The organism is Stenotrophomonas sp. STEN031, from assembly GCF_056759975.1.
This window is the reverse complement of the sequence record NZ_JBRREA010000059.1, coordinates 1-24,859: the sequence shown is the minus strand read 5'-3', so window position 1 is coordinate 24,859 and position 24,859 is coordinate 1. Positions and strand designations below refer to the sequence as shown.

Genomic DNA, 24,859 nt, shown 5'->3' with positions numbered 1-24,859 from the left:
TTTTTCCAAAGCCAAACCCAAAGCCAAAGCCAAAGCCAAAGCCAAAGCCAAAGCCAAAGCCAAAGCCAAAGCCAAAGCCAAAGCGCTTGGCCACCGCCTGTTAGGGCGAGCGCGATGCCCGATTCTCGACGCGGCAATGACGGGCCTTCCCTTCTCCCGCATGCGGGAGAAGGTGCCCCGCAGGGGCGGATGAGGGGCGCTGCTGCTACTGATCTGGCCTTCGTACAAAAAAAGAAAGCTCAACACCTGGAAACCAGAAAGGCCGACGCAATGCGTCGGCCTTTCTTTACAACTCATCCATTCCAGCAAAACGCTGGAATCAGGCGCTGGTACGGCTCTGACCACGGCCACCACCGCCACGACGCTGGCCACCACCCGGGTGCGCATCACGACGCTGCTGGCCATTGCCGGCATTGCGCTGGCCGCCCGGCTTCTGCGGTTGGCCACCACGACCGCCGCGCGGTGCATCGCCGTTCGGGCGACGGGCGGCATGGCCGCCGTTGCCACGACGCGGGGCCTTGTGGCCACCCGGATGCTCGGCCTTGCCCGGTGCACTGTTGCCCCAGCGGATCGGGGTCTGCGGTTCGAAGCCCGGCACGTCGCGGATGTCCATGTCGCGGTCGAGCAGACGCACGATCTGGCGCAGCAGCTTGGCCTCGTCCTGGGCTACCAGCGACACGGCTTCACCGGTCGAACCATTACGGCCGGTACGGCCGATACGGTGCACATAGTCTTCCGGCACCATCGGCAGGTCGTAGTTGATGACCTTGGGCAGCTCGTTGATATCGATGCCGCGGGCGGCGATATCGGTGGCCACCAGCACGGTCACGCGGCCGGCCTTGAAGTCGGCCAGTGCGCGCAGGCGCTGGCCCTGGCTCTTGTTGCCATGGATGGCCGCAGTCTTGATGCCGGACTTCTCCAGGAACGTGGCCAGCTTGTCGCAGCCATGCTTGGTGCGGCCGAATACCAGCGTCTGCACGCGGGAATCCTCGGCCAGCAGGTGCAGCAGCAGCTCGCGCTTGCGGGCGCCATCGACCGGGTGCACGCGGTGGGTGATGGTCTCGGCAACCGTGTTCTTCGGCGTGACCTGGATCTGCTCCGGGTTGTGCATGAACTCCAGCGCCAGCTGCTTGATGCTGTCTTCGAACGTGGCCGAGAACAGCAGGGTCTGGCGGTTCTGGCGCGGCAGCTTGGCGAGGATGCGCTTGATCGAGGGCAAAAAGCCCATGTCGAGCATGCGGTCGGCTTCGTCCAGTACCAGGATCTCGACGCCGGACAGGTCAACGCTGCGACGCTCCAGGTGGTCGATCAGGCGGCCCGGGCAGGCGACCAGCAGGTCGACGCCACGGCGCAGCATATCCAACTGGTTGCCCATGCCCACGCCGCCGTAGATGCAGGCGCTGGGGATGCGCAGGTACTTGCTGTAGCCGCGCAGGCTGTCATGCACCTGGGTGGCCAGTTCGCGGGTGGGGGCCAGCACCAGCGCACGCGGACGGCGCGGGCCGTTGCCCACGGTCTGCGGCGAGGTGGCCAGGTGCTGCAGCAGCGGCAGGCCGAACGCGGCGGTCTTGCCGGTACCGGTCTGCGCGCCGGCCAGCAGGTCGCGGCCGTCCAGCGCCAGCGGAATGGCCTGCTGCTGGATCGGGGTCGGGTTTTCGTAGCCCTGCTCGGCGAGCGCGCGCAGCAGGAAGGGCGCAAGGCCCAGGTTTTCAAACGACATGGAGTACTCCGAAACTTGAAGAACGCGCGCCCAGGAGGGCTTGCGTTGCTGATCATTGAAGACCAGCTGATCTCGGAGCGTTCCCGTAAACCGCGCTGCAAGATCTGGGATGCAACCAACGCGGTGCGCTGGCTGGAATGCGTGACGATAGGCGTCGGAGTGGGGGCGGGCGGGCGGATGGGCCAGATGGCCGCTGATCCTGCACCGCCGGCGGTCCCTGAGGGAAACGGACGGCCGCTGGCAGACCGCGCTAGTCTAAGGGATTGTTACCGCCGGTACAAAAACGCCTGTTCAGCATTCCCCTGGAGAGGCTGGTGGCGCCGGGCTTATTCATTACAATTGAAACTTATTTCTCCGCAGACTGGACATTCCCATGAAGCTTGGTTCCCTGAAGGAAGGCGGCCGCGACGGCACCCTGATCGTGGTTTCGCGTGACCTGACCCGTGCCGTACGGGCCGCTGGCATTGCCGCCACCCTGCAGCAGGCGCTGGAGGACTGGTCCAATCTGGCGCCGCGCCTGAACGCATTGTCCGAGCGGCTCAATGCCGGCACCGTGGAGGGCGAGTTTGCCGTGGACATGCAGGCGCTGGCCGCGCCGCTGCCGCGCGCCTACGAATTCGTCGATGGCAGCGCCTACCTGCCGCATGTGGCGCGGGTGCGCAAGGCGCGCGGTGCCGAAGTGCCGGAGAGCTTCTATACCGATCCGCTGATGTACCAGGCCACCAGTGCCGGCTTCTATGGTCCGCGTGATGCGGTGAAGGTGATCAGCGAAGACTATGGCATCGACCTGGAAGCCGAAATCGTCGTCATCACCGACGACGTGCCGATGGCGGTGACGCCGGCACAGGCTGCCGGCCACATCCAGTTGGTGGGTCTGGTCAACGACGTCAGCCTGCGCAACCTGATCCCGGGCGAACTTGCCAAGGGCTTTGGCTTCCTGCAGTCCAAGCCGCGCTCGGCGCTGAGCCCGGTGTTCGTCACCCCGGACGAACTGGGCGCCGCCTGGCAGGACAGCAAGGTGCACCTGCCGCTGGTCACCCATATCAATGGCAAGTGGTTTGGCGCGCCCGAAGCCGGCGTGGACATGCAGTTCAACTTCGCCCAGCTGGTCGCACATGCTGCCAAGACCCGTCCGTTGTCGGCAGGTGCCATTGTCGGTTCGGGCACCATCGCCAACGAAGACACTGCGTTGGGTGCCTCGTGCTTCGCCGAGCAGCGCACGGTCGAAACCCTGCGCGACGGCAAGCCGTCGACGCCGTTCATGAGTTTTGGTGATGTTGTTCACATCGAGATGCTGGACCGTGATGGCGTCAGCATTTTTGGTGCGATTGAACAGCGCATCGAGCAGGCGTCGCGTCCCTGAGGCGGTATACAACGTGTTGGCATCGCGTTGGTGGTGAAGGAGTCCTCACCACCAACGGTTATTGTTGTGGCGCACGGGAAGGGGGAAATCCGACATGGAAGCAGGGCTGACGCTCTACAGTTACTGGCGCTCAAGCGCCGCATACCGCGTGCGTATCGGTTTGAATCTGAAAGGTCTGGCGTATGCCGTCACGCCGGTCCATCTGGTACGTGATGGCGGCCAGCAGCACGCGGCGGACTACGCCGCATTGAACCCGCAGGAACTGGTGCCGACGTTGCGCCATGGCGAGCGCGTGCTGACCCAATCGCTGGCCATTCTTGAATACCTGGATGAAGTCTTCCCGGAACCGGCGCTGTTGCCGGCTGATGCCGGTGGCCGTGCGCGCGTGCGTGCGCTGGCGCAGCAGGTGGCCTGCGACATCCATCCGTTGAACAACCTGCGGGTGATGCAGTTCTTCGATCGCGAATGGAATGTGCCGCAGCCCGAGCGTGACGAATGGACGCTGCACTGGATGCGCAAGGGCTTCACCGCGCTGGAGGCGATGGTGGCAGGCTCGTTCGACACCGGCCGCTATTGCCATGGTGCCGAACCGGGGCTGGCAGATTGCTGTCTGGTCCCGCAGTTGTACAACGCCCGCCGCTTCCATCTGGACCTGGCGCCGTACCCGACATTGCAGCGGATTGAAGCGGCCTGCCTGGCGCTGCCAGCATTCGATGCCGCCCGCCCGGAAAACCAGATCGACGCGGTCTAATCAGTCCCAGCAATCAGTGCGGTCCAATCCGTTGTGGGAGCGGCGTAAGCCGCGAAGCTGATATCCCATCCGAAACAGCAGTTCAACCTTGTGCGCGCCGAGGCAGGCCTGCAGCTCGGAGCCAACAGGAGCTTCGCGGCTTACGCCGCTCCCACAAAAATCGGTGCCGTTTCTCTGCCGCTCGCTGTGTGGGCCAGGCCGATACAGCCGGATCCGCCAAGCTGTTGTGGGAGTGGCGTAAGCCGCGAAGCTGACATCCCTTGCGAAGCAGCAGCTCAACCCTATGCGCGCCGAAGCAGGTCTGCAGCTCGGGGCCAACAGAAGCTTCGCGGCTTACACCGCTCCCACAAAAATCGGTGCCGTTTCTCCGCCGCTCGCTGTGTGGGCCAGGCCGATACAGCCGGATCCGCCAAGCTGTTGTGGGAGCGGCGTAAGCCGCGAAGCTGACATCCCATCCGAAGCAGCAGCTCAACCCTATGCGCGCCGAAGCAGGTCTGCAGCTCGGTGGCATCAGTGGCTTCGCGGCTTACGCCGCTCCTACACGAGGGGCTTGCCGCAGGCTTGAATCCCCCCAAACAACAAAGCCCCGCATCGCGGGGCTTTGTCGTGGGCTATGCCGGTGGCTCAGAAGCCGTGCGTGATCGCTGCTGGTGCCGATACCGCGAAATCCGCGTACGGGTCGTGCTCGCCGCTGGCGCCTTCGGACAAACGGAACTTCAAGGCCAGGCCATCGCGCGAGTCGGCGGCGCGCAGCGCCTCCTCCTGCTCGATGATGCCGTCCTTGGCCATCCGGAACAGGCACTGGTCAAAGCTCTGCATGCCTTCTTCCAGCGACTCTTCCATCGCCTGCTTGATCGCGTGCACTTCACCGCGGCGCAGCAGGTCACGGATCATCGGGGTATTGAGCAATACCTCGGTGGCGGGACGGCGGCGGCCGTCCTTGCCCTTGACCAGACGCTGCGATACCACCGCGCGCAGATTCAGCGACAGGTTCATCAGGACGTTCTTGTGCGCGCTTTCCGGGAAGAAGTTGAGGATGCGCTCGATGGTCTGGTCGGCGTTGTTGGAGTGAAGGGTTGCTAGGCACAGGTGGCCGGTCTCGGCGAAGGCGATGGCCGCCTCCATGGTTTCGGCATCCAGGATTTCGCCGATCAGGATCACGTCCGGCGCTTCACGCATCGCGTTCTTCAGCGCGTTGTGGAAGGCGTGCGTGTCCAGCCCCACTTCGCGCTGGTTGACGATGGACTGCTTGTGCTTGTGCAGGAACTCGATCGGGTCCTCGATGGTGAGGATGTGCCCGGTCGAGGTGCTGTTGCGGTGGTCGATCATCGAGGCCAGCGAGGTCGACTTGCCCGAGCCGGTCGAGCCAACCACCAGCACCAGTCCACGCGGTGTCATGATCACTTCCTTCAGCACCTGCGGGAGGTTGAGCTCCTCGATGCTGGGGATGCGGCTCTTGATCGCACGGATGACCATGCCGACTTCGCCGCGCTGCTTGAACACGTTGACGCGGAAGCGACCGGCGTCGGCCAGGGCGATGGCCATGTTCAGCTCCAGGTCGCGCTCGAACTGCGGTACCTGGCCCTCGTCCATCAGCGAATAGGCGATTTTCTTGACCATTCCCGGCGGCAGGCCGGTATTGCCCAGCGGGTACAGCTTGCCTTCAATCTTGATGTAAACCGGCGCTCCGGTGGTCAAAAACATGTCCGAAGCGTTCTTTTCGGTCATCAGCTTCAGGAAATAGCCGATATCCATGCGAAATTTTTCCCCAACAAACGGCGGCGCGCCGTTGCAAGCACGCCTCAGGCTTGACCACAATGGCCGCGCTCAGTCATCCAAGCAACGGCTCCCCAATGAAACCTAGCTTCGCACAATTAAGACGATTCCTGTGTGTTACCGCCTGCACATTCCTGCTTTGCGGCAGTGCGCTGGCGCAGGATCCGGGCGCAATGGAATTGCTTGCCGCCCAACAGGCCGTGGAGAAAGCTGACCGCGCCGACGCCGATCAGTACGCGCCGGACATCATGGCGATGGCCCGCCAGCAGCTGGGCCAGGCCCAGCAGGCGGCCAGTGACCGACGCCTCCGCAAGCAGGCGCCGATCCTGGCACTGCGTGCCGCCGCCGATGCCGATCTGGCGCGTGCGCAGAGTGAGGAAGCCGTCGCCCAGGCCCAGCTGGCCCAACGCAGGGCCGAGGTAGCCCAGTTGCAGCGCCAGTTGGCGACAGGGGAGGGACGCTGATGCGGATCAGGAATCTGGTGGTTGTCGGCCTGCTGGCCATGCCCTTGCTGGCGCTGGCGGCGGAAGACCCGGCGGTGGCGTCCTTGAACCAGCGTTTGCTGGTGCTGCAGGCCGACATGGCCACGGCCGACGTGGCCCCGTTCGAGAAGCTGCAGGCGCAACAGGCCATCGCGGCATTGGCCAAGGCCAAGCGCAAGGAGCTGGACGATGCGCGTTATCTGGCGGAGCGCCGTGTCGCCATTGCCGAGGCGGCCAGCCGTGCGGCATTGGCACGCCGTGAGGCGGGTGAACTGGAACGTACCCGCAGCGAACTGCTGATCGAGGCCAGCCGCCGCGATGCCGCCCGCGCCCGTCAGGAAGCCGAGCAGCTGCGGGTACAGACCCAGATCCAGGCCGAGGAGGCCGAGCGCCTGCGTCTGGCCGCCGAAGCCGAGACGCTGGCCCGCCAGGATGCCGAAACTGCCTTGACCAGCGTTGCCGGGCGCCAGCAACAGCGTTTGAGCGCGGCCCAGCAGAATGCAGCCAAGCTGGCGCGCGAAGAGGCCGAGCTGGTTTCCGGGCAGAAACTGCCGGCATCCCGGTTCGAAGGCCGCGGTGAGGTCTACACCTTTGCCGGTGATGCGTTCGCGGCGGGCCAGGCGGCGTTGTCCGGCGGTGCCCGCAACCAGGCCAAGGCGCTGGCCGAGTACCTGAACATCGGCAAGAAGGGCCGGGTTGTGATCGAGGCCTACGACAGTGCCAACGGCGTCGGTCAGCGGCGCGCGCAGGCGCTCAAGGACGCACTGGTGGCAGGTGGTGTCGCGGCCAACCGGATCCAGGTAACGGGCAAGAAGGCGGCCGCTACCCGGGCCCGCTCGGCGGAAGTGATTATTGCCCCATGACAAACTTAAATGGCTGAAGTTGTTAGGTTTTTGTCATTCGCGCGAGACTGAATGCGGAGCGGTTTGGATATTCAGCAAACGTTCCCGTCCAGCCCTTGCCGGAACCTTTTTGCAGGCGTAGGGTCAATTGTCCGGGCGGCACTTTCGTCGTCCGGACAGCGGAGGGCCGAGCCGGTGCAAGCGTGGCGCGAACCAGTAACCGAAAGCTCCTGGCAGGTTGGCCGGAGGACGGTTGGTGGTGCCACGGTGAGCGGCTTGGCTTTCCAATCCTGCAACGCCCCGTGCCGCCAGGCCGGGGTGTTCTTGTTTCTGCATGAAGGAGGTAGTCATGTTCGAAGGGCAGCCGCAGAGTGAAATCGACGCATTGGCCAAGGCCAACCCGGAGTTCAAGCAGCTCTACCAACAGCATAAGAAGCTGAACAAGAAATGCATGGACGCGGAGCTGGGTGTGCTCCCGATCGACGGGGCAACCCTGGGACAGATGAAACGGGAAAAACTGCTGGCCAAGCAGAAGCTCCTGCGGATTTACGAAAACAGCATCAACTGAACCTTCCCCACGCTAGACCGTTTATGTCGCGGACGGTGGCGGCCCCCTCGTCGGCCGTCATTGTCCGCGCCACTTGGCAGCGCAGTTCCGGTGCACGAAAGCGCCGTTAACTGACTTTCCTGCACAACCATCGGATAATCATCGGTCCGGCCGCAATGCGGCGCGATCTGAAGTCAACCGATGCCCATCCATTCTTCCATCCTCGAACTCATTGGCAATACGCCCATCATCAAGGCCCAGCGTCTGGATGTCGGCGTGTGCGAGCTGTACCTCAAGATGGAGAGCGCCAACCCGGGTGGGTCGATCAAGGACCGTATCGGCCTGTCGATGATCGAGGCGGCCGAGAAGCGTGGCGATCTCAAGCCTGGTGCGACGCTGGTGGAAGGTACCGCCGGCAATACCGGTCTGGGCCTGGCGCTGGTGGCCCAGCAGAAGGGCTACAAGCTGATCCTCGTGGTCCCGGACAAGATGAGCCGGGAAAAGATCTTCAACCTCAAGGCGATGGGCGCCGAAGTGGTGCTGACCCGTTCGGACGTGGCCAAGGGCCACCCGGAGTACTACCAGGACCTGGCCAAGACCGTTGCTGACCGTACCCCGGGCGCCTACTTCATCAACCAGTTCGGCAACCCGGACAACCCGGCCGCACATGAGTTCGGCACCGGCCCGGAGATCATCGAACAAATGGGCGGTGACCTGGACGCCATCGTGTTCGGCTGCGGTAGCTCCGGCACCATGACCGGCCTGTCGCGCGCCTTCGCCAAGCTCTCGCCCAAGACTGAGCTGGTGCTGGCGGACCCGGTCGGCTCGATCCTGGCCGAGTACATCAACGACGGCACGCTGAACGAAAAGTCCGGCAGCTGGCTGGTGGAGGGCATCGGCGAGGACTTCCTGCCGGATATCGCCGATTTCAGCCGGGTCAAGAAGGCCTATGCCATCAGCGACGCCGAGAGCTTCCACACCGCGCGCGAGCTGCTGGGCAAGGAGGGCATCCTCGGTGGCTCGTCGACCGGCACCTTGCTGGCCGCCGCGCTGAAGTACTGCCGCGAGCAGACCACGCCGAAGAAAGTGCTGGTGCTGGTGCCGGATACCGGCAACAAGTACCTGTCCAAGATGTACAACGACTACTGGATGCTGGACAACGGTTTCCTTGAGCGCCCGCAGTTCGGCGACCTGCGTGACCTGATCCTGCGCCCCTACAGCCAGCGCGACACCGTGGTGGTGGGCCCGAAGGACCTGCTGACCACCGCCTACCAGCGCATGAAGCTGTACGACGTGTCGCAGTTGCCAGTGATGGAAGGCAGCCAACTGGTCGGCATCATCGATGAAAGCGACGTGCTGCTGCATGTCTATGGTGATGAAGCCCGTTTCCGTGACCCGGTCTCGGTGGCGATGGTCAGCAAGCTCGACCGTCTGGACGTCAAATCGCCGATCGAAGCGCTGCTGCCGGTGTTTGACCGCGGTCAGGTGGCGATCATCACCGATGGTGATGCGTTCCTCGGTTTGATTACCCGTATCGACCTGCTCAACTACCTGCGCCGCCGCGTTCAGTAAGACCGGCTGGTCCCCTCGAAAGAGGGGGCCACGGTAGATTCAGACAGCACTGATAGAATTTCGCCCCTTTAGCTGGAAGCCCTTATGACGGATCAGCATTCACGCAGCCAGGATGGCGAGCGCGCCTTGTCGCTTGCCACCTTGGCTATCCACGGCGGGCAGTCGCCTGACCCCAGCACCGGCGCGGTCATGCCGCCGATCTACGCCACCTCGACCTATGCACAGTCCAGCCCGGGCGAGCATCAGGGTTTTGAGTACTCGCGTACGCACAACCCAACCCGCTTCGCCTACGAGCGCTGCGTGGCCTCGCTGGAGGGCGGCACGCGTGGCTTTGCGTTCGCCTCGGGCATGGCGGCCAGCTCCACCGTCATCGAGCTGCTGGACGCCGGCAGCCACGTGGTGGCGATGGACGATATCTACGGCGGCAGTTTCCGCCTGTTCGAGCGTGTGCGCCGTCGCACCGCCGGGCTGGATTTCAGCTTCGTCGACCTGACCGACCTGGCCGCCTTCGAAGCCGCGATCACGCCCAAGACCAAGATGGTGTGGATCGAGACCCCGACCAACCCGATGCTGAAGATCGTGGACATCGCTGCGGTCGCCGCCATCGCCAAGCGTCATGGCCTGATCGTGGTGGTGGACAACACCTTCGCCTCGCCGATGCTGCAGCGCCCGCTGGCGCTGGGGGCGGACCTGGTGTTGCACTCGGCCACCAAGTACCTCAACGGCCACTCCGACATGGTCGGCGGCATGGTGGTGGTCGGTGACAACGCCGAACTCGCCGAGCAGATGGCCTTCCTGCAGAACTCCATCGGTGGCGTGCAGGGCCCGTTCGACAGCTTCCTCGCCCTGCGTGGCCTGAAGACCCTGCCGCTGCGCATGAAGGCGCATTGCGCCAACGCGATGGCGCTGGCCACCTGGCTGGAAACCCACCCGGCAGTGGAAAAGGTGATTTACCCGGGCCTGGCCTCGCACCCGCAGCACGCGCTGGCGGGCAAGCAGATGGCCGGCTACGGCGGCATCGTCTCGATCGTGCTCAAGGGCGGTTTCGAAGCGGCCAAGCGTTTCTGCGAACGCACTGAGCTGTTCACCCTGGCCGAATCCCTCGGCGGCGTGGAAAGCCTGGTCAACCATCCTGCCGTGATGACTCACGCCTCGATCCCGGTGGCCCGCCGCGAACAGCTGGGCATCAGCGATGCGCTGGTGCGCTTGAGCGTGGGGGTTGAGGATGTTGAGGATTTGCGGGTGGATCTCGACAGGGCGCTGAATTGACGTGCAATTCCCAAGGATGCTCGCACGCATGAATGGATCAAATTTGCCAAGCTTGATTTATCAGCTGACAAAAAGAGAGGTGATTGGACGCTACAAAGGCTCCATGCTCGGCATCCTCTGGTCCTTTGTGAACCCGTTGCTTATGTTGAGCGTTTATACGCTCTTCTTTTCGGTGATCCTGAAAATCAGGTGGGGGGAGCAGCCACAGAGCCGTTCCGAGTTCGCGATGCTGCTGTTCATTGGATTGATCCTGCACGGCTTTATTGCCGAGTGCATCAACCGTGCTCCGGGTTTGGTCACCGGAAACGTCAACTATGTAAAGAAGGTCGTATTCCCCATCGGAATACTGCCGATTGTTTCGTGCAGCTCGGCGCTGTTTCATTGGTTTATCAGCTTGTTGGTTCTGGCATTGGCGCTTCTGGTGCTGGATCACGGCATAGCCCCAACCTTTCCATTGATATTGGTGGTGATGATTCCGCTGGTGCTCTATGCATTGGGGATCTCTTGGGTGCTCGCCTCGTTGGGCGTCTATCTGCGGGATGTCAGTCAGGTGGTGGGGGTTTTCTCCCAGATACTGCTATTTGTTTCGCCGGTCTTTTTCCCTATCGCCAACATCCCAGAGCAATATCGTGCGGTGTTCTTGGCCAATCCATTGACTACGATCATTGAGCAGGCGCGTCAGGTTGTCATCTTCGGTGCCTTGCCCGATTTCATCGCACTGGCCACACAGGCCGGTATCGCATTGGTTTTTTGCATGCTGGGTCTGTTTTTCTTCAACAAGACCAGGCGGGGATTCGCCGATGTACTTTGAACCGGAGTATCAGCCATGAATCGTCTGAAATCCTGGTTGTTGCGTAAGAAGTTCTTCTACGTATTGATGGGCTGGAAGTACTACCTCGGCAACAATTTCATCGCTCGCTTCCCGAACGAGTGGGTGCGCGCCTTCTATCTGCGCAGGATCTTGAAGGTATCGCTTGGTCGGGACACTCACGTGAGCATGCGCTGGTTCGTGACGGGCTATCCGGTGAGGGCACATGTTTCCATCGGTGACAATTGCGTGATCAATCGGGAGGTCTATCTCGATGGTCGGACTGGTGTGGTCATTGGAAACAATGTGAATGTTTCGTTCCAGACCTGCATTCTCAGCCTCCACCATGATCACAATGATCCCTCATTCCCCGCCATTGGTGGTGTGGTGACGATCCAGGATCATGCTTGGATAGGTGCGCGGGCAACGATCTTGCCAGGCGTAACGGTAGGCGAAGGGGCAGTGATTGCCGCTGGCGCGGTGGTGACCCGGAATGTTGAACCGTATACCGTGGTCGGCGGCGTTCCAGCGAGGAGAATCGGCGAGCGCAATCGTGATGTCCAGTATCTGACCAAATTTTCGCCGTTTTTTGATACGGATATTTTTGATGAAACCGCAGGCTAAGAAGCAAGTACTGGTATTCATGCTGGCTCCATCGTTGCCGGCGGTGAGTGGCGGCGACATCTACGCAGTGAACGCGCTTCTGCCGTTCGTTGATGAAGTTGACTATCATCTTTTCTGCTACGTCGCAGGCGAGCAGGATGTTGCAAAAGTGCAGTCCAACCAGGCGCTGTATGACAGCGTCTTCCGTTCGGTGCACTTGGAGCCCCGTCCGAAGATGCCCTTTGAAATGGCGAGGATTCCTCGCACATTGAAGATGGTGTCGCATGCCTTGCAGGGGCTTCCGTTCATTGATGCCAGCTACTGCAGCCGCTCGGCGATCTCCGCTGTGCGTCGTTTGGTACGTCGTAACGGAATCGATGCGATTGAAGTCAATTCCGCGCACCTGGCTTTTTTTCGCCACTACCTGTCGGATATCCCGGGTGTGCTGATCAGTCACAACATCGAAGCAGATATCTTTCCTTTCTGGATGCCTGTCGGCCTACGCGGCTGGAAACTACATCTCATGGAATGGGTGGCAAAGCGCAGTAGAGCGGCAGCTCATAGGGTCGAGATTGAGAATGCATTCGGCTTCGAAGCAATGACGTTCATCTCCAGACATGACATGGCGCGCGTTTCGGCATCGGTGCCGAAGTACCTCATGCCATTACATTTCCCTATTCAGACATTGCCTTACGAGCGAAAGCCCAAGAATGTTTTCAATGTACTGTGGATGGGGGGGTTTGGTTGGTATCCGAACGCTGAGGGCGTGAACTGGTTCGCGGCCGAGATTTTTCCACTGCTGAAGGATAAGTTGGCGTCCAACAACATCGTGTTGCATTTCTGTGGTGGCAATCCGCCGGAAGCTTTGAAAGCTCTGCATGATGGTCGCCATGTGCATGTGCATGGTTTTGTGGACGATCTGCAGCCGATACTCGATGACGCCCATCTGTTGATGGTTCCGCTGCTCTCTGGTGGTGGCATCCGGGTCAAAATCGTGGAAGCAATGTCTGCAGGTATCCCGGTCCTGAGCACGTCCAAGGGATGTGAGGGCATTGGAGGTACTGATGGTGTTGACATCATCGTCGAGGATGATTCGGTGCGGTTTGCCGAGACGCTGCTGGCCTGCGCGACTGATCCACAGCGCATGGGCAGAGTTGCTGGTGCGGCTTTGGATCTGATGCATCGCGAGTATTCGAAGCAGGCGAGTCTCGATGCAAAGCGGAACGCATACAAACATGCGGGAGTGATGTGATGGGATCGGCACAGAATGTGGGTGATCGTCCACCAGTTGTGTCAGTGCGGGATGTCGGAAAGTCCTTTCGGATATTCGATACCCCTGCGCAACGAATGATGCTTCCGCTGACGAACCGGTTGCGCCGTCTGATTGGGATGAGGCCGCGCGCGGTGCGTGTGTTCCGGGCCTTGGATGACGTCAGTTTCGACATCGCTGCAGGAGAGACCGTTGGCATCATTGGTCGCAACGGCGGAGGGAAGTCGACGTTGCTGCAAATTCTCGTCGGCACCCTTCAGGCCAGTGACGGCAGTGTCGCAGTGAATGGCCGCGTTTCCGCCTTGCTTGAGCTTGGTGCAGGATTCAATCCTGAGTTCAGTGGGCGTGAAAATGTGTTCCTTGCCGGAGCCATCATGGGGCTGGGCACCGCGGAGATGGCGGATTTGATGCCGCTGATCGAGAGGTTCGCCGACATCGGTGAGTTCGTTGATCAGCCGGTGAAGACATACTCTTCAGGTATGTACGTACGCTTGGCTTTCTCTGTTGCCATTCACGTCTCTCCCGACATCCTGGTGGTCGATGAAGCTTTGGCCGTTGGGGATACTGCTTTCCAGACCAAGTGCCTGACACGTATCCGGCGAATGCAATCTGAGGGCGTGAGCATCATCCTGGTTACCCATTCGACCAATACATTGCTTGAGTATTGCGATCGCGGAATTTATCTGCGGCGCGGTAAGGTCGTGCTGGATGGTGCCTGTCGTGATGTGGTCAAACGGTATGCTGACGATCTGGTTGATGAGGAGGGAGGCACAGTCATCTATGACGATGAAGCCGTACTCTCTGAACCTCAGTCCGGTGATTCGCAGTTGCCGCTTGCCCAGGTTGCTGAGCCCGAGGCTCCTGCCAGCGAGATATGCGATGTTTCCATTCTGGACTCGGCCGGTAACGCGCGCACGACATTTGGTTATGGCGACGAGGTCCTCATTCGCGTACAGATTCGTGTCCACCGGAGAATTGAAGCGCCATGCTATGGGGTACAGTTCAAAAGTGTGGATGACATTGCTTTGTGGGCCGGGACCACGCAGAACATGAATCTGGCTCCGGCTCCGACCGATCCAGGGATATATGAATTCAACTGGCGATTGGACATGAATGTGACGGGGAATCGCTACGTGATCGCACTCGGGGTAGGCGACATGGATAGCGGCGAGTACCGTCGACATAGTCGTGTCCCCTATGCGGGGCACATTGACGTGCTGCCGCAGCCCCATTCCGGTCACGGTTGGATCGCTCCCAATCCCCGGTTCATGGACCCGCAGAGGCAGTCGTGATGACCGAAGGTTTGCAGCCGGCTTTTCGCGCTTTGGCGATAGGTTTTTACGGCGCCCCGAATGTTGGCGACGAAGCACTGCTTGATGTGCTTGTGCAGCGCGTGGCTGAACTGGGGGGGGAGCTGGTGGTTGCCAGTATCGATCCAGCGGGCACCGCCAGGATGCATGGCGTGGAAGCTGTCGAGTTTTCCAATCTTGGTGAAGTCTGTCGTGCGCTTATTCATTGCGACGTGATGATCATGGGCGGGGGGGGGATCTTCCAGGATCATCATCCGTTCAATCTGGATGCGTTGTATCTGCCCTATGCCAATGACATCAGCGGATATGCTCGTCCGATGTTGATGGCTCGGCAGCTTGGAGTGCCGGTGATCATCTGGGGGCACGGGGTCGGCCCGCTGACGGGGGCTGGTCCTCGTGCGCTTGTCAGGGAGCTGTTCGATGGAGCTGCGGCGGTATCCGTGCGGGATCAAAAGTCGCTTGCGCTGCTGCGAGAGATCGGAGTAAGCAGGGATATCTGTGTTGGTGCTGATCCGGGTTGGTTGTTTAGCCGATACCATCCCGTGCCGGACCGACCCGCGTCAGCGCGGTCTGGAAAGACAATGGCGATTGTGGTGCGCGAGTGGGCAAAGGGGAGCTGGAAGAGCCAGTTCGTTGGCGCATTGCAGAAGGTGTTGACGCCGGCGTGGCGTATCCAGTGGATAGCATTTCAAGCCAATACGGATAGAAGTGGTGCCCTGTCTGATGTTCCATTGGTGGATGAGCTGTGTGGCATGCTGGGTGAGCGACCGGACGATGAGGTCCTTGCACCGGCAACTCCGCTGGAAGCCTGGGAGCTGCTAGCGGCTGCCGATGCGGTGTTCTCGATGCGACTCCATGCCAGTGTTCTTGCATTGTTGGCCGGCAGGCCGACCTGCGGCTTGGAATACGATGAAAAGCTGGCACATGCACATCAGATGGCTGAGATGCCCGAAGTGCAGCGGCTTAGGATCGGTGATGATGTGGCGCGCTATGAAGCTGCTCTGCAGGCACTGATGAGTGAGGAGTGGAAGCCGGATTCCCAGGTGCTGGAATCCTTGCAGGATTCAGCTCAAACGCACCTTGATGTGCTGGCGGGGTGCAAGCAGTCACAATCGCGTACCACAACCTTTGATGCTGGCAGCATGGATTGGTTGGGGATGTGGTTGCAGCAAGCGTTGCGCGAGGTGTCCGAGGTCACCTCGCGCAGTCAGCAAGCTCATGAGCTCCTGCACTATCGGGACTATCAGTTGGCTGAGCAGGCGGGCAAAACCGCTTCTCTGTCCGGTGAGGTTGAAAAGCTCAACAGTGAAGTTACGAAATTGGCCAAAGAGGCTGAGCAGGCTTTGAAGCAGTTGATTGAAGTGCGCGAGCACGCAGAAGTGTCTCAGAAGGCGTTGATTGAGAGGAGTGCGGCGATGACGGAGCAGTTGAGTTCGCGATTGGATTCGGTTGAGCGGAGTCTTCATGACACGGAGGTTCTGCTTGCCAATACGCGGGATGAGCTGGATCACAGCCGCGCTTATATTCAAGATAAAGAGGTTTACATCGCGCTGCTCCGGCGCGAAGTTGACGAGCTGGAGGCGCGCTTGGCCCAGAGCCAGCTCGAGGTTGCCGAGGCCCGTGATATCTGGCGCCGCCTGCGAAAGGCGGCAGGTATCATCCGCCGGGATATGCTGCGTGGGATTGCTGCACCGTTCAAGCTTGTCAGCGTTTGGCGGCAGCACGGATTTAAGGTTGCTTTGCAGCAGATTCCGCGTCGAATGAAAACGATTGGAGTCGCTTCGTTGAGCGCCCCGGAACCACCGGCGTTGGAAATTCCCAGGGATGTGCGTTCGCTCCGGCCTGAGCGCTTGCTGGTGGTGGTTGATCGCCTTTCCGATTCCAGTGGTTGGCCGACACGAGGGATGCAGCTGGCTAAAGCGGGTGACCGTGCGGGATTCCATGTCAGGGTTGCCGTTGTCGGCGATGGGCATGCAGCAGGGTCTGCCGGTGCAGCACAGCGTCTGGTCGCAGGAGCATCCGAGTGGCTCAATGACGTCCGCGCTGAACATACCCGTGTTCTTTTGGCTGATGTTTCTCCGCGTGCAATGGAGTTGGCCAGTTCCGCAAAGGCGCGCGGGGCCGAGATCATCGTCGACTTCGGCTCACTTGGCAGTGAGCTTTCGGATCAAGCAGATTGGCCGCAGATCCGGGATATCGTTTCACGTGGCATCTATTCTGGCGTAGCTCCTTCGCTGGATGGTCTGCCGCTGCAATTGATCAGCGAAGCCGGCGATAACGAGGTATTCGATTCCTATCGAACCTATGCGTTGCCAACGTCGTTCAGTCGTAATCGAGACAATGTACTGGTTGTTGATATTTCGGGTCGCGGAGCTCAGCAGATCGATCGATTGCTTGCAGCAAGGCAGGATGTGCTGTTTCTCGTGGCGGGCGGTAACGCTTTGGAGCTTGCTGCCAATGCGAGAATCCGGCGCGCGGAGTGGTCATGGTCACCCGAAGGAGTCGCTCCGCTGATTGCCAATGCATCCAGCATCGTAGTACTTGGTGGCGACGGGAGTGAGGAAGAACGCAGGCAGTGGGCTCAACTGGTACACGCGGCGTTGTTGCTGGAAAAACCCACGCTGGTCGAGTTGGGTCTTTCGGAGGTGGATTCCCGAAACTTGCATTTGCTGGACCTGGCGCAGTTGCCCGGGCAGTTGGCGCTGAAAGGCAACGAGGACTTTGGCTTCGTTTCGCGCAATGCCTGGTTGGGCCATGTGGAAGCAATGATGCAACCAGCCTATCCGGACTCGGTTAGCGCAGTGGTGCTGATCCATAACAATCGTCGCATCATCGAGCGCTGTGTGCGCACGATGCTTGAGCACTGTGGAAACTGGTTGCATGAAATAGTTGTCGTGGACAACCAGTCTTCCGACGGTGGTGCGGAGTTGGTGGAAGAACTCTTTGGCGGGCACTCGAAAGTAAAATTGGTGCGCAATCAGGAAAACGGTTGCTCGTCCGGGCGAAATTTGGGCGTAAAGCATTCCACTGGCAAGTACATTGCTTTCTTCGATTCGGACCAATGGTTGACTGCGCCAACGTGTTTTCCGGAGTCTGTGGCCATCCTGGAGATGGACGAGGGAGTCGGGGCGATCGGCTGGAATGCCGGTTGGTTTGATGCCACCCGTGATGACCTTGGTGGGCCGATCTCTGACTATTTGCCCCACCGAGGAATGAACAGCGAGTCTCTGGTCAAGGGCTATCGGGACGATATCGGCTTCCTTGGCACCAGTTGCATGTTCATGACGCGCGATCTGTTCGAACGCATCGAAGGATTCGACACGTTCTATGATCCTACTTGCTTCGAGGACACGGATATTTGTTTCCAGATAAAGAACGCTGGCTACTCGGTGGCGTTCCGTGACCTTGCGGGCGTACGCCACCAGCCGCATCAGACGACCGGTGCGAGCGAAGGCAGTGAGCGCTACAAGCGCCTGTTTGATCGTAACGCTGCTTACTTCCGCGAGAAGTGGAAGGGTCATCCGGAGTTCTTTGTCGATTTGAAATCCTGGCATTAAGGTCGGAGTAACGCAGTGGCTTGGGTCAGCAGCAAGCGGCTTGTACTGGAAGGAATGCTCGCGTTTGCCCCTGGCCTGTATGGTCGTTGGGAGGTGTGGAAGGCGCGACCACGTACTGCCGATGCGCCTATCGTGGCCTCGGGCTCCGCCTCGCGACAGCGCTTGTTGTTGATTGATCATGACTTCCCCGAGGTCGACCGTGATGCAGGTTCACGGGCGATTGCCAGTTTTGCAGCGCTTCTGCTGGAAGCCGGAATGGACGTGGTTTTCTGGGCCGCGAGCACTGCGCCGTCGTTAGCAGGTCGGCATTGGCTGCACGCTGCTGGCGTGCAGCCGCTGGGGCGAAATGAGACCGGTCCGCTTGATGCTTGGCTGTCGTCTGATCAAGGTTTCAGTTCAGCTGTGCTGAGCAGGCCTTTGGTGGCTGCAATGTATCTGCCGGTAGTTCGCAGGCATGTTCGTGGCGTCTGCCTCTACTACGGGCACGACATTCACTACCAGCGCCTCGAGTCGAAGAGTGCGACGACTGAGCTCAAGCACGGTGTGTGGGAGCGCTGGCTGATGCGTGTAGTGGAACGCCGTCTTTGGCGAGAAGCCGATGTTGTTCTCTACCCGTCCAGGGATGAGGCGCAGGCGGTAAATATCTATCGCCACGGGCTCGCGCTGACAGCGAGCGCACACATGTTCCCGCTTTGGACTGTCAAGGCCGAGGTGCCTGCGTCGTTTCCTGGCGTTGCTGATCGGAAAGGGCTGTTGTTTGTGGGCAGCAAAGGGCATCAACCCAACGTGGATGGGCTTGATTGGTTTTTGAGTGAAGTGGCGCCGCTCTTGCAGCATGCGTTGGGTGCGCAATGTCCGTTGACGGTAGTCGGCTCTGATATGGAGACATATCAACCCCGGGTTGCCCAAGGGGCAGAAGGACTTCGAATCCTTGGGAGGGTTGATGACGCAACTCTCAGCGAGTGCTATGACTCAGCGCGGGTCGTAATCGCTCCCTTGCGCTATGGCGGCGGAGTGAAAGGGAAAGTGATCGAGGCCATAAGCAAGGGAGTTCCCTGCGCCATGACGCCCGCTGCGGCGCAGGGCTTGGAGGGGATCGAAGACGTCCTTCCCGTAAGCGATGACGCTCGGACATATGCCGATACCATTGGCGTCCTGGTCAGCGATGATCAGGCTTGGCGTAAGGCATCCGATAACGCCTTTCGGCTGCTTGCGGAGCGATACGATCATGAGCGGTACGTCTCGATGTTGCCAGGGTTCTTCCACGTCACCTGACCGTCGGGAGGTAGCGGGGATCGAGCATCTGCTCCTGCCATGACCAGCAATGCAAGTCATGGGCTATACGTCCAGAGCTGGCGCAACTGTGATGCCACCTCCAGCCTTGGAGGATCTTCTCGCGCAACGTGTTGCTGCGTTCTGCGGATGTAAATCCTCTACTGTACCCTTCATAATACATGGCCCGGATCATCGGACTGGGCTTTCAAGGACAGGTTATGCGTTTCATAACAGCTTTTGCACTCAGTTTTTTCCAGTTGGGTTTTTCTGTAGATGCGTTCGGGGTGGGAGTAAGTCGCCCCATCTTGATCGAGGTATATGGGGATTCGACTACGCTTGGTGCGCAGACGGCCAGTGGAAGCACTGTTATAACCATGGAAAGTGAACCCAAGCAGCTACAGGGCCTGCTGCGAGAGCGCTTTGGTGACGCGGTTACCGTGGTTAACAAGGGGGTGGGGGGGACTCAGGCCTATCAGTTACTCAGCGGCACTGACGGAATGAACCGGCCATGGCCGGAACAGATTGCCAATTCTGATGCTGATATTGTAATTCTGAATTACGCACTTAACGACCAGCTTTACAATGCCAAGCCGGCGGAAGGAGTGTTCCAAGGGACCCCAGAATCCTATGGCGAAATTATGGCGCTGCTGGTGCAGATTGCGCGTGATCAACGCAAAGTGGTTGTTCTGCAGGAGCCTAACCCGACGTGTCATCAGCCTAGGGTTGGAAACCTTCACAGATTTGTGGAGGCGTTGCGAAGTACTGCGAAGCGTGTGGATGTCCCGCTTGTTGCTCAGTACGATTTTTTGCAAGGAATTCCGAATTGGAAGGACTTGTTGAGCGATTGCGTACATCCGGGCGATCAGTTGTACGGGATAAAGGCGAAGCAAACATTCGAAGTCGTTGCGCCAATTGTTGATGCAATCAGGTAGCTTCTCTCGAAAATTTGAGGCGGCGTCGAGTCGCATTCGATTAAGGTTGCGCAGGTTTTGATAGTAAAACTCCGATGATCTCATGCTGTCTACGATGAAAACTGATGGTTACTTATCTTAAAGGGATTACGGGAATGGTTTCGGGAAGCTGGCCTGCGCTTCGGACGCGGCTGTTGAAAGGTTGGATGTTGGAGCGAGGGTGTTTCAACAGCGCTGCGGCCCTGCTATCTGTGCTGTTGGTGGTTTCAGCTTATTCCAGTTTTCCAAACATCCATGTTTTCGGGCACGATGAGGTTCACTACAATACCTATTACAAACTGAAGCTGTTGCAGGATGCACGTTGGTTGAATTACCTCCTGCGCGACCTCCTGGCTGGAGTGGATGCTTCAGCATGGTTTCTGGTTTATATAGTCTCTCACCTGTTACTGATGTATCGGCTGGCACGGATTGCGGGAGTTTCTGTCGCTGTTTCATTCCTCGTTGCCGCCGTGGTGACCGTATCTCCGCCGGTAGTAGAACAGGGGCTTTGGCCAGCAACAGCTTTTCCCGCGATAGCGATTCTTATCGTCGCAGGGACATTCGTCCAGAAAGGGCTCGCGCCTTGGTTGACCTATCTGGTACTGGGGGTGCTGCTGTTCGGTACAATGCAGAATTACTACTTCCTCGCTCCCTTGCTGTTCTTGCGCCAATTATTTCCTGAGAATTGCTCGGGCAAGGTCGTGTGGAGGACGGTAGCTCGCCACATAGGCTGGTGGGTGCTGGGCGCATTAGTCGGTACTCTGGCCATGTCGTTTGCACTTCTCTTTCTGGCGGGGAACTTCGGGCCCGAGATCGGAGAGTGGAGGCAACCGCATCCGGTCAAGGACCTGGCTACGCTCTTGCAGAATCTAATTTATGTATCAAATTCCTGGTGGAGTAGCGTGCTGGCGATCTACGCAGCTTCGAAAGTGAATGGGATGATTTTGATGCTATTTTTGGGTGGGCTCCTGGCTGTGTCTTTTGGCAGTCTGAGAGCGTACACTCCTGTTCTCTTCATGCTGGCCATGGTTGCGTTTTCTTTTCACGCTTTTTCCTTGCCGCTGTCGCCGATCATATTGATGCGTAGTTTGATTGCGATTGTGGTTGCCGGTGTGTTGCTCTTGGCCCTGGTCTCTAGGTTAGGGGCGCTTGCTTCGATGCTGGTATCGCTGCTGCTGTTCTCCGTGGGATTAGGTTTCCAGGCGGAGGGGCGTTTCTTCTTGAATAAACAAGTTGAAAGTGTTGGTTTCATTTATGAAAAACTTGAGCAGTTGCTGCCAGCTCCAGCCGCTAATTATTCGTCGATCTCGATAGATGGCAGGATGCAGTCGCGTTCGCCTGTGGCTAGTGCTTTTAATAACGGATACTTGATGGCGTCGGTGGTAAAAGCTATTGGAGGGCGTAGCTATCTTGACTGTCGAGGTGGCTCGGGAGATGGGTGTTCCGTGCCGGAGGGGGCGCGAGTTGATAGCTCGGTGAGTGTGGAGGCGGGACGTCTTGATTTGTATGTTCTAGATAATAAGCGTGTCATCGTGCGTTTTAGTTCTGAATAACCGACGTCCCCCAAAGATTGAATAGGGCAACGGTTTGGAGTCCAATCCTCAATGACAAGGAGATTGGACGTGAAGAAGCGCTTTACCGAAGAACAGATCATTGGCTTCCTGCGTAAGGCTGAAGCAGGCATGCCCATCAAGGATCTTTGCCGCCGGCACGGCTTCAGCGAGGCCTCGTACTGCCGGTGGCGCAGCAAGTTCGGCGGTATGAGCGTGCCCGACGCCAAGCGGCTGAAGAACCTGGAGGCGGAGAACACGCGCCTGAAGAAGCTACTGGCTGAGCAGGTATTCGAGAGCTACGTGATCAAGGACGCATTGCGAAAAAAGTGATGACCGCACCAGCGCGCAGGCTGCTGGAGCCGAGCATGGTTGAGAAGGGGGTGAGCGAGCGACGAGGGCTGGCGGCAGCGCTCATGAGCGCCAGCGCGTTGCGATATGTGCCCAGACCCGACAACAACGTCGAGTTTCGTGAGCAGATTGCCGCTTTGGCGCACCGGCACAAACGCAACGGCGTAAGCATGATTCATCTGAAGCCGCGGCAAAAAGGGTTTGTTGTGAACTACAAGCGGGTGGAGCGCTTGTTCCAGGAACGTGGTCTACAAGTGCGCCGTAGGAAGCGCAAGAAGGTCGCAATGGGCGAACGTCAGCCGGAGATACGGCCGTCCGCTGCAAATGAAGTGTGGTCGATGGACTTCGTGTTTGATCGAACTGCTGAGGGTCTGGTGATCAAGTGTCTGACCATCGTCGACGATGTGACCCATGAGGCAGTTGCCATCGAAGTGGAGCGAGCCATATCGGGCCACGGGGTATCCAGGGTACTGGACAGGCTGGCAGTTCAGTGCGGCCTGCCGCGAGTCATCAGGGCGGAAAATGGCAAAGAATTTTGCGGAAAAGCGATGGTGGCTTGGGCTCACGACGAGGAAGTCGCCCTGCGCCTGATCGAGCCCGGGAAACCCAATCAGAACGCATATGTTGAGTCGTTCAACGGCCGGCTACGCGATGAATGCCTCAACGAACACTGGTTCCCAACACTGCTCTGTGCCCGTACCAGAATCGAAAGCTGGCGACGTGACTACAACGAAGAAAGACCCAAAAAAGCACTCGGCGGGATGACGCCTACCCAGTACGCCGCGTAGTTGGCGGCGAGGACAGATAAGATAAAAGCCGGACTCTAAACCCGACCTCTATTCAGGCCGGGTGGGAGCGTAGGTACAGGGCTGGTTTTTTTTCTATCCCGTGCTGTACATATGACAGCCTATGCGAGCTGGCCAATCATGAGATCGCTGTCTTTCACGCGATCCCAACGATTAGCGAGAGCGAACTCTCGCATCCACTTTGATTGCGTTGCCCAGGGGATGCTGCTGATTTAGTTGTTCATTCCATTTCGTGTGGCCGATAGCTGGCGATAATGTTCATACGCCGCAACCAGCATGTCTTCGTCGTTGCGACTAGGCTGCCATTCCAAAACATTGTGTGTCGGTGAGATATCAACCACGTAATTTACGTCGGCAATCTGATATTGCTCTCTGTGCAGCAAGGGCATGCCAAGTTTTTCAAGCATCGATAGCGTGAATTTCAATGGTGCGGCTGGGATCGGAATCACGAGCGACCGCGAGCCAATACGCTTGATCGTATTGCGCAGCAGGTCCTTTACCGCAGGTGCATCTCCGGAGCCCAGGCTCAATGCGACTTGTGGGAAGCCCTTATCCAAGGTGGCGACTATGGCGCTCACGACATCTTCTACTGCAATCATCTGGTAGCGGTTGCGGCCGCTACCGATGGTGGGGACGGGCAGGCCCAGATCCATCAGGCGAAACAGCTTGATCAATATCCCGAACCGGCCGGGGCCAACGATCATGCGTGGCCGGAGGATTGTGATAAGAAAACGGTTTTCCCGGGCTTGCTCGCACAGTTTCTCCGATGCAGCCTTGCTGCGACCATAGGGGCCAAGCGGATTGTGTCGATGCGTAGGAGGTACGGGTAGCTTTTCCGGCAGGCCGTAGACCATGTCCGTGCTCAAGTAAACAAGACGAGGCTGCTGCAGCTGTCGCATCCACTTCAGGACATTGTCGGTACCGGTGACGTTTACTTCGGCGAACCACTCGTCCTGTCCTTTGGACGGAACGTCATTGTGAAACTGTCGCGCCGCCAAGTGATATACGACGTCATCGCCGTTCAGCTGGACTTCGCCCAAGGCATGGGTATTCAGTATGTCCAGCTGATAGTGCTTTACTCTGCCTTCGAATTCGTTGGGCAGAGGGGCGATGTCGATGGTCTCCACCATAAGACCCCTGGCAAGTAGTGCGCGGACCAGGTAAGTGCCCGTGAAACCGCTGCCACCGATGACGATATGCTTAGTCATGATCAACCTCCGCGCGCAACCAGCGCGACTCCAACGCAGATAAGCGCAATTCCCGACAATTTCATGATGCTGACAGGCTCGCGGAAGAAGAAGTATGCCGCAGCGACGACAATCACGTAGCCGACGCTCAGGAAGGGGTATGCGAAGCTGACCTGAACCTTGGACAGTACGTACATCCACAGCACGATGCTTATCGCATAGCAGGAAAGGCCACTGAAGACCCACGGGTTGAAGAGGACGCGGAACGCATCTTGTACGAGCGTCATTACCCCTTGATCAGCGGTGATGCTTACTTGTGGCATGCCCTTGCGTAGAAACAACTGCGCGCTGGCATTCAGCGCCACGGAAAAAAGAATGATGGGAATGAATTTCAGATACATGCGAGTACCACGATCATTGGATTTGGAGGGGCGGGCCGGCATAGGTTGCGGCAATGACCACCACAAGGGCGACTGCACCGACAATCTGACTTGCGCGGTCGCGCGCTGCGAAAACAATTGGATCATCATGCATATGGCCGCGATGGGCGATCATCCAGGTCCTGCTGATCCAGTACAGCATTAGTGGGCACAGCAACCAAAGGAACTCGGGGCGGTGATATAGCTTCAGGCTCTCAGGACTGTTTATATAAAGAGCCAAAACCAGGATAGCTATGTACCCAGCAGAGGTTCCTAGTGACTGAAGCAAGGGAAGATCGGTTGTCGAATATCCGCGGCCCGACGCGCCCTTTTTGCCTGCAGTGAATCGCCCCGTCTTTCCCGGAGGCTCCAAACCTTGAGAGGATGGAGCCATGAGCAACAGATTGACGAGGTACGCACCCGAGGTGCGTGAGCGGGCGGTGCGGATGGT

21 protein-coding genes and 1 pseudogene are annotated in these 24,859 nt (G+C 59.0%); 17 read left to right on the top strand and 5 right to left on the bottom strand.

The annotated features are described in order from the left end of the window. A partial coding sequence (locus ACVOLQ_RS18920) for a hypothetical protein (RefSeq protein ID WP_481528943.1) occupies nt 1-193 on the top strand: 193 nt, incomplete at its 5' end. Nucleotides 194-319: 126 nt separating this feature from the next. On the opposite strand, the gene ACVOLQ_RS18915 is transcribed toward ACVOLQ_RS18920, so the two are convergent. After that, entirely contained in the window at nt 320-1,720 is a 1,401-nt protein-coding gene (locus ACVOLQ_RS18915) for a DEAD/DEAH box helicase (protein WP_481528942.1), read from the bottom strand. Between the two features lie 373 nt (nt 1,721-2,093). On the opposite strand from ACVOLQ_RS18915, the gene ACVOLQ_RS18910 reads away from it, so the two are divergent. Together ACVOLQ_RS18910 and maiA are read left to right on the top strand one after the other, a co-directional pair. Next, entirely contained in the window at nt 2,094-3,083 is a 990-nt protein-coding gene (locus ACVOLQ_RS18910) for a fumarylacetoacetate hydrolase family protein (RefSeq protein ID WP_481528941.1), read from the top strand. 94 nt (nt 3,084-3,177) lie between these two features. Further along, nucleotides 3,178-3,834: a maleylacetoacetate isomerase gene (gene maiA / locus ACVOLQ_RS18905; RefSeq protein ID WP_481528940.1), complete on the top strand. Its 657-nt coding sequence runs from the start codon at nt 3,178-3,180 to the stop codon at nt 3,832-3,834. Between the two features lie 624 nt (nt 3,835-4,458). Here the strand turns inward: maiA and ACVOLQ_RS18900 are convergent. Beyond that, entirely contained in the window at nt 4,459-5,589 is a 1,131-nt protein-coding gene (locus ACVOLQ_RS18900; protein ID WP_481528939.1) for a PilT/PilU family type 4a pilus ATPase, read from the bottom strand. A 98-nt stretch (nt 5,590-5,687) separates the two neighbouring features. Between ACVOLQ_RS18900 and ACVOLQ_RS18895 the strand changes: the two genes are divergently transcribed. From ACVOLQ_RS18895 to ACVOLQ_RS18830, 14 genes are all read left to right on the top strand, one after another. After that, complete coding sequence (locus ACVOLQ_RS18895; protein WP_313172539.1) at nt 5,688-6,074, top strand: DUF4398 domain-containing protein; 387 nt, start codon at nt 5,688-5,690, stop codon at nt 6,072-6,074. After that, complete coding sequence (locus ACVOLQ_RS18890) at nt 6,074-6,955, top strand: hypothetical protein (RefSeq protein ID WP_313172537.1); 882 nt, start codon at nt 6,074-6,076, stop codon at nt 6,953-6,955. Before ACVOLQ_RS18895 ends, ACVOLQ_RS18890 begins: the two co-directional genes overlap by 1 nt. A gap of 328 nt (nt 6,956-7,283) precedes the next feature. After that, nucleotides 7,284-7,502 (top strand): HP1242/YdcH family protein, encoded by a 219-nt coding sequence (locus ACVOLQ_RS18885; protein WP_282266820.1) that lies wholly within the window; start codon nt 7,284-7,286, stop codon nt 7,500-7,502. A 180-nt stretch (nt 7,503-7,682) separates the two neighbouring features. Then, nucleotides 7,683-9,053, top strand: a complete 1,371-nt coding sequence (locus tag ACVOLQ_RS18880) for a pyridoxal-phosphate dependent enzyme (protein ID WP_313172534.1) — start codon at nt 7,683-7,685, stop codon at nt 9,051-9,053. Nucleotides 9,054-9,137: 84 nt separating this feature from the next. Next, nucleotides 9,138-10,322: a cystathionine gamma-synthase gene (locus tag ACVOLQ_RS18875; RefSeq protein ID WP_481528938.1), complete on the top strand. Its 1,185-nt coding sequence runs from the start codon at nt 9,138-9,140 to the stop codon at nt 10,320-10,322. Nucleotides 10,323-10,350: 28 nt separating this feature from the next. Continuing rightward, on the top strand, nt 10,351-11,133 hold the full coding sequence (locus ACVOLQ_RS18870; protein WP_313494045.1) for an ABC transporter permease: 783 nt from the start codon (nt 10,351-10,353) through the stop codon (nt 11,131-11,133). Nucleotides 11,134-11,148: 15 nt separating this feature from the next. After that, nucleotides 11,149-11,754 carry an acyltransferase gene (locus ACVOLQ_RS18865; RefSeq protein WP_313494044.1) on the top strand — a complete coding sequence of 202 codons (606 nt, stop codon included), beginning with the start codon at nt 11,149-11,151 and terminating at the stop codon, nt 11,752-11,754. Next, on the top strand, nt 11,738-12,985 hold the full coding sequence (locus ACVOLQ_RS18860; protein WP_481528937.1) for a glycosyltransferase: 1,248 nt from the start codon (nt 11,738-11,740) through the stop codon (nt 12,983-12,985). The genes ACVOLQ_RS18865 and ACVOLQ_RS18860 overlap by 17 nt, the downstream gene beginning before the upstream one ends. Nucleotides 12,986-13,083: 98 nt before the next feature. Continuing rightward, a complete protein-coding gene (locus ACVOLQ_RS18855; protein ID WP_481528936.1) occupies nt 13,084-14,295 on the top strand; it encodes an ABC transporter ATP-binding protein in 1,212 nt (403 codons plus the stop codon). Then, a complete protein-coding gene (locus tag ACVOLQ_RS18850) occupies nt 14,295-17,870 on the top strand; it encodes a polysaccharide pyruvyl transferase family protein (protein WP_481528935.1) in 3,576 nt (1,191 codons plus the stop codon). The genes ACVOLQ_RS18855 and ACVOLQ_RS18850 overlap by 1 nt, the downstream gene beginning before the upstream one ends. Before the next feature lie 15 nt (nt 17,871-17,885). After that, nucleotides 17,886-19,145, top strand: coding sequence for a glycosyltransferase (locus tag ACVOLQ_RS18845; RefSeq protein WP_481528934.1), 1,260 nt, complete (start codon nt 17,886-17,888; stop codon nt 19,143-19,145). A 179-nt stretch (nt 19,146-19,324) separates the two neighbouring features. Beyond that, a complete protein-coding gene (locus ACVOLQ_RS18840) occupies nt 19,325-20,077 on the top strand; it encodes an SGNH/GDSL hydrolase family protein (RefSeq protein ID WP_313494037.1) in 753 nt (250 codons plus the stop codon). A gap of 104 nt (nt 20,078-20,181) precedes the next feature. After that, complete coding sequence (locus ACVOLQ_RS18835) at nt 20,182-21,648, top strand: hypothetical protein (protein WP_313494036.1); 1,467 nt, start codon at nt 20,182-20,184, stop codon at nt 21,646-21,648. A 51-nt stretch (nt 21,649-21,699) separates the two neighbouring features. Further along, nucleotides 21,700-22,784 (top strand): IS3 family transposase gene (locus tag ACVOLQ_RS18830; RefSeq protein WP_481528933.1). Its coding sequence is split into 2 segments (ribosomal slippage): nt 21,700-21,967 and nt 21,967-22,784, totalling 1,086 coding nucleotides; the frame shifts between segments, so codons are not numbered across the junction. Between the two features lie 230 nt (nt 22,785-23,014). Here ACVOLQ_RS18830 and ACVOLQ_RS18825 read toward each other — a convergent pair. The 3 genes and pseudogenes from ACVOLQ_RS18825 to ACVOLQ_RS18815 form a co-directional block, all read right to left on the bottom strand. Beyond that, the gene (locus tag ACVOLQ_RS18825) at nt 23,015-24,010 is read right to left on the bottom strand and encodes an NAD-dependent epimerase/dehydratase family protein (protein WP_481528932.1); all 996 of its coding nucleotides are present in this window, start codon (nt 24,008-24,010) and stop codon (nt 23,015-23,017) included. Between the two features lie 2 nt (nt 24,011-24,012). Then, complete coding sequence (locus tag ACVOLQ_RS18820) at nt 24,013-24,390, bottom strand: SMR family transporter (protein WP_313494032.1); 378 nt, start codon at nt 24,388-24,390, stop codon at nt 24,013-24,015. Nucleotides 24,391-24,403: 13 nt separating this feature from the next. Then, nucleotides 24,404-24,859: pseudogene (locus tag ACVOLQ_RS18815) on the bottom strand (hypothetical protein); the annotation flags it as partial.